Source organism: bacterium (genome assembly GCA_030654305.1).
In the GTDB taxonomy this organism is placed as follows: Bacteria; Krumholzibacteriota; Krumholzibacteriia; order LZORAL124-64-63; family LZORAL124-64-63; genus PNOJ01.
Genome location: JAURXS010000363.1, coordinates 1 through 11,373 on the forward strand (window position 1 = coordinate 1; position 11,373 = coordinate 11,373).

11 protein-coding genes and 1 tRNA gene are annotated in these 11,373 nt (G+C 69.1%); all 12 read left to right on the plus strand.

The features are described from left to right. Window positions 1-394: 394 nt before the first annotated feature. Window positions 395-1,252, plus strand: coding sequence for an RNA polymerase sigma factor RpoD/SigA (locus Q7W29_10400; protein ID MDO9172230.1), 858 nt, complete (start codon window positions 395-397; stop codon window positions 1,250-1,252). A gap of 66 nt (window positions 1,253-1,318) precedes the next feature. Continuing rightward, window positions 1,319-1,395 (plus strand) — tRNA-Val (locus Q7W29_10405). 100 nt (window positions 1,396-1,495) lie between these two features. After that, window positions 1,496-3,415, plus strand: coding sequence for a threonine--tRNA ligase (gene thrS / locus Q7W29_10410; protein ID MDO9172231.1), 1,920 nt, complete (start codon window positions 1,496-1,498; stop codon window positions 3,413-3,415). A gap of 207 nt (window positions 3,416-3,622) precedes the next feature. Further along, window positions 3,623-4,111 (plus strand): translation initiation factor IF-3, encoded by a 489-nt coding sequence (gene infC, locus Q7W29_10415; protein MDO9172232.1) that lies wholly within the window; start codon window positions 3,623-3,625, stop codon window positions 4,109-4,111. Between the two features lie 82 nt (window positions 4,112-4,193). Then, complete coding sequence (gene rpmI, locus Q7W29_10420; GenBank protein MDO9172233.1) at window positions 4,194-4,397, plus strand: 50S ribosomal protein L35; 204 nt, start codon at window positions 4,194-4,196, stop codon at window positions 4,395-4,397. A gap of 60 nt (window positions 4,398-4,457) precedes the next feature. Beyond that, entirely contained in the window at window positions 4,458-4,811 is a 354-nt protein-coding gene (rplT, locus tag Q7W29_10425; protein MDO9172234.1) for a 50S ribosomal protein L20, read from the plus strand. A 22-nt stretch (window positions 4,812-4,833) separates the two neighbouring features. Continuing rightward, complete coding sequence (gene pheS / locus Q7W29_10430; GenBank protein MDO9172235.1) at window positions 4,834-5,862, plus strand: phenylalanine--tRNA ligase subunit alpha; 1,029 nt, start codon at window positions 4,834-4,836, stop codon at window positions 5,860-5,862. Continuing rightward, on the plus strand, window positions 5,859-8,318 hold the full coding sequence (gene pheT / locus Q7W29_10435) for a phenylalanine--tRNA ligase subunit beta (GenBank protein MDO9172236.1): 2,460 nt from the start codon (window positions 5,859-5,861) through the stop codon (window positions 8,316-8,318). Before pheS ends, pheT begins: the two co-directional genes overlap by 4 nt. Before the next feature lie 56 nt (window positions 8,319-8,374). Continuing rightward, window positions 8,375-8,647: a hypothetical protein gene (locus tag Q7W29_10440; protein MDO9172237.1), complete on the plus strand. Its 273-nt coding sequence runs from the start codon at window positions 8,375-8,377 to the stop codon at window positions 8,645-8,647. 76 nt (window positions 8,648-8,723) lie between these two features. Next, a complete protein-coding gene (locus Q7W29_10445) occupies window positions 8,724-9,017 on the plus strand; it encodes a cell division protein ZapA (protein MDO9172238.1) in 294 nt (97 codons plus the stop codon). Window positions 9,018-9,264: 247 nt separating this feature from the next. Then, complete coding sequence (gene rny, locus Q7W29_10450) at window positions 9,265-10,827, plus strand: ribonuclease Y (GenBank protein ID MDO9172239.1); 1,563 nt, start codon at window positions 9,265-9,267, stop codon at window positions 10,825-10,827. A gap of 13 nt (window positions 10,828-10,840) precedes the next feature. Beyond that, the coding region (locus tag Q7W29_10455) for a bifunctional 5,10-methylenetetrahydrofolate dehydrogenase/5,10-methenyltetrahydrofolate cyclohydrolase (GenBank protein MDO9172240.1) at window positions 10,841-11,373 on the plus strand (533 nt) is incomplete at its 3' end.

The window sequence follows — 11,373 nt, forward strand, 5'->3', positions numbered from 1 at the left end:
AAGGCCTCGGCCAAGCAGCAGGACCAGGGCGGTCCCGTCCGGCAGGACGCCCCCGACGACGATGCCCCGGGCGGCAAGAAGGGCAAGAACGATTCGGTCGACGCCGACTACGAAGTCGTGGACGACTAGACTCCCGATGGATGCCCCAACTGACGACCGGGTCGGCAGTTAGCCGACCCGGTCCCATCGGGGGCCAAATGTGGAGTAAAAAGGGAAGATTAATCTTGACACTAGGAATCCGGGACGCTAGAATCATCTCCGTCGTGATAATGAATTCAAAATTCAGAGTCACGAAAATGGGAACCTGGACCGACAGGAAACGTTCTCTGATCCTTACGAACAGCGGGGGCCGGCTAACGGGCCAGGCCAGGCGGGCGGAGCGAGGAGGACAGCCGTGTACGAGATCGAACTGAGCAGCGACCGGCGCGAGGACACGAGCCTGCAGCACTACCTGCAGACCATCGGCCAATACAAGCTGTTGACCAAGGAAGAGGAATTCGAGCTGGCCCGCAAGATCCGCGACGGCAGCAAGGAGGCCCTCGACCACCTGGTCAACGCCAACCTGCGCTTCGTGGTGAGCGTGGCCAAGAAGTTCCTCAACCAGGGCCTCAGCTACATGGACCTGATCGCCGAGGGCAACATCGGCCTGATCACGGCCGCGAAGCGCTTCGACGAGCGCCGCGACTTCCGCTTCATCTCCTACGCCGTGTGGTGGATCCGCCAGGCCATCCAGAAGGCCATCGCGGAGCAGACCAACACCGTGCGCCTGCCCATCAACCGCACCCAGCAGGCCCAGCGCATGAAGAAGACGGCCCAGCGCCTCGAGCAGAAGCACCACCGCAAGGCGGACGAGGAGGAGATCGCCTCCGAGCTCGGCCTCACGACGCGCAAGATGAACCAGATCCGCAACGCGAGCCGCCCGCTGGCCAGCCTCGACGAGAGCGTGTACGAGGAGGAGGGCGTGACCCTCGCCGACACCCTCACCGACCCGGACGCCCTGTCGCCGGAGTCGAACTTCGTCGAGAACGAGATGCTCAAGGAGATGGAGTCGGCCCTGGCCATGCTCTCGCCGCGCGAGCGCAGCATCATCGTCCGCTACTACGGGATCGGGGAGGACGAGCCGCAGTCCCTCGAGGTCATCGGGCAGGACATCGACCTCAGCCGGGAGCGCGTGCGGCAGATCCGCAACCAGGCGCTCGGCCGGATCCGCCAGGCCGTGGCCGGCGGCCGCCTGGTCGACTATCTGTCCTAAAGGGGTTGACAGGCCCCTCGTTGGGGCCTAGTTTCGGCGGCGCGCAGGCTTGTCCTGCATGACAGTGGGCGATTAGCTCAGTTGGCTAGAGTACTTGCTCGACACGCAAGGGGTCACTGGTTCGAATCCAGTATCGCCCACCAATCAGCTGTCAAGGATGAGGTGGCCCCCGGGATCACCTCATCTTTTTAAGTACCACGGACTTTTCCCGCGCCGCCGCGGCGCCGACCCAGGAGCGCAGCCATGGCCCAGTCCTCCCTGACCCTTCCCGACGGTTCCGTCCAGCGCGCCGAGGCCGGCGCCACCTTCCGCGACGTGGTGGGCGGGATCGGCGCCGGGCTGCTGCGCAACGCGCTGGCCGTCACCCACGCCGGGCGCCACCACGCCCTGGACGACGCGGTGCCGGGCGACGGCTCCCTTTCGGTCATCACGCGCGAGTCGCCCGAGGGGCTGGACGCGCTGCGCCACTCGGCCGCGCACCTGCTGGCCTGGGCCGTGCAGGACCTGTTCCCGGAGACGAAGTTCGCCTTCGGGCCGCCCGTGGAGAACGGTTTCTACTACGACTTCGACCGCGAGCAGACCTTCACCGACGAGGACCTCGCCCGCATCGAGGCGCGCATGATCGAGCTCGCCGCGACCAAGACGCCGGTGGTGCGCCGCGAGATCGATGCGGCGGAGGCCCGCGAGCTGTTCGCCGCGCAGCCCTACAAGCTCGAGCAGATCGAGAGCCTCGGCGACGCGCGCCTCTCGGCCTACGTCATGGGCGGCTTCACGGACCTCTGCGAGGGCCCGCACGTCCCGGACACCTCCGACCTGAAGGCGGTCAAGCTGCTGAACATGGCCGGCGCCTACTGGCGCGGCGACAGCGCCAACCGCCAGCTGCAGCGCATCTACGGCACGGCCTTCTTCAAGAAGAAGGACCTCGACGCCCACCTGCAGATGCTGGAGGAGGCCCGCCGCCGGGACCACCGTCGCCTCGGGCGCGAGCTGGACCTCTACGGCATCATGGACGAGGCCGGGCCGGGCCTGTCGTTCTGGTTCCCGCGCGGCGACATCCTGCGCGACGAGATCATCACCTACTGGAAGCAGGTCCACCGCCGCGACGGCTACGTCACGGTGACGACGCCCCACATCTCGCAGGCCGAGCTCTGGAACACGTCGGGCCACATGCAGTTCTACCGCGAGAACATGTACGTGTTCGAGCAGGACGGTCGCCCTCACGTCGTGAAGCCGATGAACTGCCCCGGCCACATCCTGATCTACAAGCGCAAGAAGCGCAGCTACCGCAACCTGCCGGTGCGCTACGCCGAGCTGGGCACCGTCTACCGCGCCGAGCTGAAGGGGACCCTGCACGGGCTGATGCGCGTGCGCGGCTTCACCCAGGACGACGCCCACAACTTCTGCACCCCGGACCAGCTCGAGCACGAGGTGAACAACGTCCTGGTGCTGACCCGGGAGATCCTCGGGGCCTTCGGCTTCAAAGAGTTCAAGGTCGAGCTGTCGGTCCGCGACCCGCTGAACAAGGACAAGTACGCCGGCACGGACGAGGAGTGGGAGATGGCGGAGCGCGCGCTGGTGCGCGCCATCGACGCCCACGGGTTCGCCTACACCCGCGAGGAGGGCGAGGCGGTCTTCTACGGCCCCAAGATCGACATCAAGCTGATCGACGCCCTGGGCCGGAAGTGGCAGGCCACGACCGTCCAGTTCGACTTCAACCTGCCGCGGCGCTTCGAGGTGACCTACGTCGACCAGGACGGCCAGGAGAAGTACGTGTACATGGTGCACCGGGCGATCATGGGGTCGCTGGAGCGCTTCATCGGCATCCTGACCGAGCACTTCGCGGGCGACTTCCCGCTCTGGCTGGCGCCCGAGCAGTGCCGGGTCCTGTCCGTCAGCCGCGACCAGCACGCCTACGCCGGCGAGGTCGCCGCCCAGCTGGTCGCCGCCGGCCTGCGGGCCGAGGCGGACGTCCGCGAGGAGAAGATCGGCCACAAGATCCGCGACGCCGAGACCATGCGGGTGCCCTACATGCTGGTGGTGGGGGGCAAGGAGCAGGCGGCCGGGACCGTGTCGGTCCGCGCCCGGCGCGGCGGGGACCTGGGGGTCCAGGCGGTGGGGGACTTCGCCGCCGCCAGGCTTGACGAGGTGGCCCGCAAGCTATAGATTGGTCCGGTGCCCGGTCCGCCGGGCGCGACAACTCAAGCCAAGCAGAGGCCGGTCCTCTCACCGTTTTGCCCCCTTCGCGGCGGGAACGGTTGCGCGTATTTCGCAGCGGACCGTCATGTCCGCTTTTTTTGTGCGGCGCCGCGCCGCGCGGTCCTATCAGGAGGTTGGGCGATCAAAGAGGACAAGACGCTCCGGGTCAACCGCATGATCCGCATTCCCCGGGTGCTCGTGGTGGACGAGAACGGCGAACAGCTGGGGGTGCTGGACACCCGCGAGGCCCAGACCCTGGCCGAGGAACGGGGTCTCGACCTGGTGGAAGTGGCTCCGACCGCGAGGCCGCCGGTCTGCCGCATCATGGACTACGGCAAGTTCAAGTACGAGCAGAGCAAGAAGGCCAAGAAGGCGCGGCAGTCGTCGCACGTCACGAAGGTCAAGACGATCAAGTTCCGTCCCAAGACCGACGATCACGACTACGACTTCAAGAAGGATCACATCGTCGAGTTCCTCCAGAAGGGCAACAAGGTCAAGGTCATCATGCAGTACCGGGGACGCGAGATGTCCCACATGGACCTGGGCATCGAGTTCCTCAAGGAACTGGTCGAGGACGTCGCCGAGTTCGGCAAGCCGGAGAGCCGGCCGACCCAGGAGGGTCGCACGGTCAGCCTGATCCTGATGCCGCTGAAGAGCGAGTAGGGATCGACAACGCAACGGCGGGAGCGGCAGGGCGCGGCCGCTCCGGTCATGGTCACGCGCCGCCTGCGAAAGGTGAGACATCATGAAGGGTCCCAAGATGAAGACCAACCGGTCCGCCGCGAAGCGCTTCAAGCGCACCGGCTCCGGAGGCATCAAGCGAGGCCACGCCTACCATGGCCACCTGTTCACGGCGAAGAGCCCGAAGCGCAAGCGCAGCCTGCGCAAGACGACCATGCTCGACGGCGCCGACCTGGGTCGCGTCGACCGGATGCTGGCCGGCAAGTAGCCGTGTCGCCGCCGGGCCGGCGGCGTCCAGGACCTCACAACCCGATCAGGAGACAGCGACATGTCGAGAGCGACGAACAATCCCGCGGCGCGCGCGAAGCGCAACAAGGTGATGAAGCAGGCCAGCGGGAACGTGGCCGGCCGCGGCAACCAGTTCCGGATGGCCCGCCAGCAGGTCGAGCGCGGGCTCGTGTCCGAGTACCGGGACCGCAAGCGGCGCAAGCGGGACTTCCGGCGCCTCTGGATCATCCGCATCAACGCCGCGGCCCGCATCCACGGCCTGAGCTACAGCCACCTCATCAACGGCCTGAAGAAGGCCAGCATCGAGATCGACCGCAAGCAGCTGGCCGACCTCGCCGTCCGCGACATGGACAGCTTCGCCAAGCTGGCCGAAGCGGCGCGCGCCGCGCTGTAGACGCGCACGACGAGGAGGAACGATGCGGGAGACGCTGGACCGCCTGCGGGCCGAAGGCCGCGCCCTGATCGAGGGCGCGGACTCGGAGCAGGCCATCGAGCTGGTGCGGGTCGCGCTGTTCGGGCGCAAGGGTTCCCTGACCGGGCTCTTGCGCGGGCTGCGCGAGCTGCCCGACGCGGAGCGGCCCGCCGCCGGCGCGGCCCTCAACGTCCTGAAGCAGGAGCTCGAGGACGCGCTGCTGGAGAAGACGGCCGGTCTGCTGACGGCCGGCGACGCCGTCGCCGGCGCCGGCGCGGACCTGAGCCTGCCCGGCACGCCGCCCGCCCCCGCGGGCTCGCTGCACCCGCTGCCGGCGATCGTGCGCGAGGTGTGCGACATCTTCCACGGCATGGGCTTTAGTGTGGCCGGCGGTCCGGACGTCGAGCTCGACTGGTACAACTTCACGGCCCTGAACTTCCCCGACGACCACCCGGCCCGCGACAGCCAGGACACCTTCTACATCGACGACCTGCTGCTGCTGCGCACGCAGACCTCGCCGGTGCAGGTGCGCTACATGGAGCGGCACCGCCCGCCGCTGGCCATCGTCGCGCCGGGACGCGTGTACCGCAACGAGGCGGCGGACGCCTCGCACGCCGCCGAGTTCTTCCAGATCGAAGGCCTCTGCGTGGACAAGGACGTGACGCTGGCCGACCTCAAGACGACCGTGCGCGAGTTCCTGCGCCTGCTGTACGGCGCCGACTGCACCATCCGCTTCCGGCCGCACTTCTTCCCCTTCACCGAGCCGTCGGTCGAGGTGGACATGCGCTGCTTCGCCTGCGGCGGCGCCGGCTGCAACGTCTGCGGGCGCACGGGCTGGATCGAGATCATGGGCGCCGGCATGGTGCACCCCAACGTGTTCGCGGCCGCCGGCTACGAGCGGGACGCCTTCACGGGCTTCGCCTTCGGGCTGGGGATCGACCGCATCGCCATGCTGCGCTACGGCATCGACGACATCCGCCTGCTGTACGAGAACGACCTGCGCTTCCTCCATCAGTTCCGGGGTGTGCGGTGAAGATCAGTCTGAACTGGCTGCGCGACTTCGTGGCGTGGGACTGGACCCCCGAGGAACTGGCCCACCGCCTGACCATGGCCGGGCTCAACGTCGAGTCCGTCACGCCCTACGTGCGCGAGTTCCCCGGCGTCGTCACCGCGCGGGTGACCGCCTGCCGCCGTCACCCCGACGCCGACAAGCTCAGCCTCTGCGCGGTCGACGACGGTTCGGGGGAGGAGCTGCAGGTCGTCTGCGGCGCCGCCAACGTGGCGGCGGGCCAGGACGTGTTCCTGGCCCGGGTCGGGGCCGTCCTGCCGGGCGACCTGCGCATCCGCAAGTCCAAGATCCGCGGCGTGGAGTCGCAGGGCATGATCTGCTCGGCCGCCGAGCTGCAGCTCGCCCAGCAGAGCGAAGGCATCCTGGTCCTGGAGGGCGCCCCGGTCCCCGGCACGGCCGCCGACGAGCTGATCGGCTGCCGCGACACCGTGCTGGACATCGAGGTGACGCCCAACCGGCCCGACTGGCTCAGCCACTTCGGCGTCGCCCGCGAGGTGGCGGCCATTTCCGGGCACCTGCTGGACGGGCCCGCCCTGTGGTCGCCGCCCAAGACGGGCGGGGACCGCCCCGACTTCCCGGTCGAGATCGCCGACTTCGCCGACTGCCCGCGCTACACCGCCCACGTGGCGCGCGGGGTGAAGATCGGCCCGTCGCCGCGCTGGCTCCAGGACCGCCTGCTCGCGGTGGGCTCGCGGCCCATCAACAACGTGGTCGACGTGACCAACTACGTCCTGCTCGAGCTGGGGCAGCCGCTGCACGCCTTCGACCTGAAGAAGCTGTCCGGCAACCGCCTCTACGTGCGGCGCGGCAAGGCCGGCACCCGGCTCGTCACCCTCGACGGCGAGGACCGCGCGCTGACGCCGGACGACCTGGTGATCGCCGACGCCGCGGGGCCGGTCGCGCTGGCCGGCGTGATGGGCGGCGCGGACTCCCAGGTCGACGTCAACACGGTGGAGATCCTGCTCGAGAGCGCCTACTTCGATCCCAGCGCCGTGCGCCGCGGCGCCCGGCGGCACCAGTTGTCCACCGAGGCTTCCTACCGCTTCGAGCGCGGCGCCGACTGGGACGCGGTCGAGGACGCCGCCCACCGCGCCCTGATCCTGCTGCAGGAGCTGGCCGGCGCGCGCATCGACCCCACCGTGGTGGACCGCCAGAACCCGGACCGCCGGGAGCCAGCGCCGCTGACCATGCGCGTCTCCCAGGCCAACCGCCTGCTGGGCACCGACCTCTCGATGTCCGAGATGCTCGCCCACCTGCAGTCGATCGGGCTGAAGTCGCAGCCCGTGGGCCGCAGCGGCGGCCGCCAGGGCGGCGACGGCAAGTTCATGGTCACCATCCCCAGCTTCCGTCGCGACCTGCACGAGGAGGTCGATCTCATCGAGGAGATCGCCCGCATGCACGGCTTCGACAACATCGCCGACGGCGCGGCCTTCCGCGGCGGCGCCGGCGTCCGCCGACGGCGCGAGGACGAGCTGGCCGAGACCGTGCGCGGCTACCTGGCCGCGGTGGGCTACAGCGAGATCGTCACCAGCTCGTTCATGGAGCGCGCCGACCTGGACCGCCTCGGGCTGCCGCCCGCCGACCCGCGGCGCGAGGTGCTGGCCGTGCGCAACCCGCACTCCGGGGCCGAGACCCTGCTGCGCACGAGCCTGGTGCCGTCGCTGCTGAGGATCGCCCGCCACAACGTGAACGCGGACCGCGACCTGCCCTTCCGCCTGTTCCAGCTGAACAAGGCCTTCCTGCCGGCCGGCCCGCGGCCGCAGGACGTGCGGCGCGAGGACGAGCGGCGCCTGCCGCAGGAGACCTGGACCCTCCAGGCCGCCGTGATCGGCCGCTCCGAGCAGGTCCTGGGCGGCGCCGACGCCGGCCTGCTGGAGATCAAGGGTCTGGTCGAGGCCCTCGCCGCCCAGATGCGGCTCGAACTGGCCCTCGTCCCGACCGACGGCGAGCCCTACCTGCAGCCGGGTTGCCGCTGGGCGATCCGCGACGCGCGGGGCGGACCCGCCGGCTGCGCCGGCCTGGTGGCGCGCAAGGTCCTGCGGGAGATGGACCTGGACGCGCCCGTCGCCCTGTGCGAGGTGGAGCTCGGCAATCTGGACCTGGAGACGGCGGTGCCGCGATTCGCGGCCTTCCCGCGTTTCCCGGCCGTCAAGCGGGACCTCTCGCTGCTGGTGCCCGACGGGGTGGGCTACGACCGGGTGGAGGAGGTCGTGCGGACCGCGGCGGGACCCCTGCTGCAGTCCTGCGCCCTGTTCGACGTCTACCGCGGGCCGAGCCTGGGGGAGGGGCGCGCCGCCTGTGGAATTCGCTTGAAGTTCCAAAGCGCCAAGGGTAGCCTGCAGGGGAAAGCGGTCGATGCGGCCGTCGAGGCCGTCACGCGGGCGCTCGCCCAGAGCTTGAATGTTGAGTTGAGGGGGTAGCCGCATCTTCGGGCATTCGGTGAATCGCGCCCCCCAACTGGAAGGCGATCCAAGAGATGCAAGATAACAGCTTCGAGCTGTTGGAAGCGAAAGTCATGACCGCCGTGCGGCGGATCCAGGAACTCAAGGCCGAGAATGAGGTTCTGGTCGGCAGGCGGGAAGAGCTTGAGAAGCAGGTGGCTGCTCTCAAGGACCAGGTGAGTCGGGCTGAGGGGGAACTCTCCGAAGCCCGGCAACAGGCTGCGGTTGTCGCCCGTTGGGAGGACAAGCGCAGACTCATCGAGGAGAAGGTGGGAGGCCTCCTGGAGACGCTCGAATCCCTCGACTGACCATCGGGTCGGCGGCGCCGCAGGCGCGGATCGTGAGCGGACGCCAGGATGCCGGAGCCGTCGGAAAGTGCACAGGATGACCGATCCCCGAAGCGTGACGGTGTCCATCTACGGCCGCGACTACACCCTCAAGGGTGAAGCGGAAGCGGCCTACGTCCAGAAGGTCGCGGCTCTGGTCGACCAGAAGATGCGCGAGATCGCGGACCAATCCGCCCTGGCTTCCACCAGCAAGGTGGCGATCCTGGTCGCGGTGAACCTGGCCGACGAATTGCTGCGGGAACGACAGAAGCATCAGCAGGCCCTCTCTCTGCTGGACGAGCGGACGGGGCAGATCACCGCGTTCCTGGACAAGGAGATGGAGAAGCTCTGAGGATCGACCGGAAAGGATTCCCTGCCTGGCCCGTGATGTGTCGCGTTCATTGAGCCAACACTGACGACGTGGGATTCCGGAGTTCCGTCCCCTAGGCTAGCCCGAAGGGCCGGACAGGAGACCCGACCTGAAGCAATGGTTCAATTGCTTCCGGCCACACGACCCGGCGGGGAATCTCGATCCTGACCGCGCCTGCGACGACGACCGGCCCCCCTCTTTTTCCTTCCGTTCCGGAAGGAGATACATCATGACGACGATCATCGTCGCGGTCGCGGGAGTGCTCGCCTCGGGCGGATGCGCCTTCCTCGGCTGGTTCCTCCACAAATCGCGCTACGACCGCCTCCACGGCGACGCCGAGCAGCGCAGCGAGCGCGTCCTGGAGGACGCCCGCCGCGAGGCGCAGGGCATCCAGAAATCCGCCGAGCTGAGCGCCCGCGAGGAGTTGTTCCAGTCCCGCCGGCGCTTCGAGACCGAGACCGAGGACACCCGGCGCGAGCTGGCCAAGCGCACGGAGTTCCTGGACCAGCGCGACGCCGGCCTCGACAAGAAGGTCGCCTACATCGACCAGAAGGAAGCCAAGCTCGAGAAGCGGGACCTCGAGCTGAAGGCCGGCCAGGACGAGCTGGCCGCGATGCGCGAGGACGCCGTCCGGCTGCAGCACGAGCAGCGGCAGCGCCTCGAGCAGATCGCCGGCCTGAGCGCCGAGAAGGCGCGCCAGCAGCTCGAGGAGAAGATGATCGCCGAGGCCCGGATGAACGCGGCCCGGACGGTCAAGGAGGTCCGCGAGGAGGCGGAGCGCAAGGCCCGCCGCGAATCGCAGCACATCCTCGGCCTGGCCGTGCAGCGCTACGCCTCCGAGCACATCGCCGAGATGTCGGTGTCGGTGGTCGACCTGCCCAACGACGACATGAAGGGGCGGATCATCGGGCGCGAGGGCCGCAACATCCGCGCCTTCGAGCTGGCCACCGGCGTCGACGTGATCATCGACGACACCCCCGAGGCCGTGATCATCTCGGGCTTCGACCCGGTCCGCCGGGAGATCGCCTGCCAGTCCCTGCAGCAGCTGATCCGCGACGGCCGCATCCACCCGGGCCGCATCGAGGAGGTCGTCCAGAAGGCGACCGCCGAGATGCAGGAGCGCGTGCGCGAGATCGGCGAGCAGGCCTGCCTCGAGCTCGGCCTGACCAACGTCAACCCGCAGCTGCACCCCTACATCGGGCGCCTGCACTACCGGACCAGCTACGGGCAGAACCTCCTGCTGCACAGCAAGGAGGTGGCGGCGATCTCGGCGATGATCGCCGGCGAGCTCGGGCTCGACCCCAAGCTCGCGCGCCGCTGCGGTTTCCTGCACGACATCGGCAAGGCCGCCGACCACGAGGTCGACGGCCCGCACGCCCTCATCGGCGGCAAGCTGCTGCGCAAGCTGGGGGAGGGCGACGCGGTGATCAACGCCGTCGAGGGCCACCACCAGGACGTCGACGCGGAGTCGGTCTACACGTTCCTCACCTCGGCGGCCGACGCGGTGTCGGCGTCGCGGCCGGGCGCCCGGCGCGAGAGCCTCGACAACTACGTCAAGCGTCTGGAGAGCCTCGAGCGGATCGCCGACAGCTTCGACGGCGTGGAGAAGTCCTACGCGATCCAGGCCGGGCGCGAGGTGCGCATCCTGGTCAACCACAGCCTGGTCTCGGACGCCGAGGCCATCGTGCTGGCCGAGGAGATCAGCCGGCGCGTCGAAGGCGAGTTGGAGTACCCCGGGCAGATCAAGATCATGGTGCTGCGGGAGACGCGCGCCGTCGCGTTCGCCCGCTGACGGAGGTCCACCGATGCCGAGCCTGCGCCTCGCCGGCGCCGCGGTCCGCGACGCGGTGTTCGAAGACCTGCGCGCCAGGACCGCCGCCTCGGGCCTGAAGCCCGGGCTGGCCGTCATCCTGGTCGGCGACGATCCCGCCTCGCAGGCCTACGTGCGCAGCAAGGGCAAGGCCTGCGAGTCCCTGGGCTTCCACCACGTGACCCACCGCCTGCCGGCCGACACCGCCGAACCAGACCTGCTCGCGCTCGTCGAGCGTCTCAACCGGGACCCGGCGATCCACGGCGTCCTGGTGCAGATCCCCCTGCCGCCGCTCCTCTCGGCCGAACGCGTCCAGGGCGCCGTCGACCCCGCCAAGGACGTCGACGGCCTGCACCCGGAGAACCTCGGCCGGCTGCTGGCCGGGGTGGCCGGGATCGTGCCCTGCACGCCGCTGGGGGTGTCGGTGCTGCTCGAGCACTACGGGATCGACGTCGCCGGCCGCCACGTGGCGGTGGTCGGGCGCAGCGTGATCGTGGGCCGCCCCCTGGCCATGCTCCTGTCGCGCAA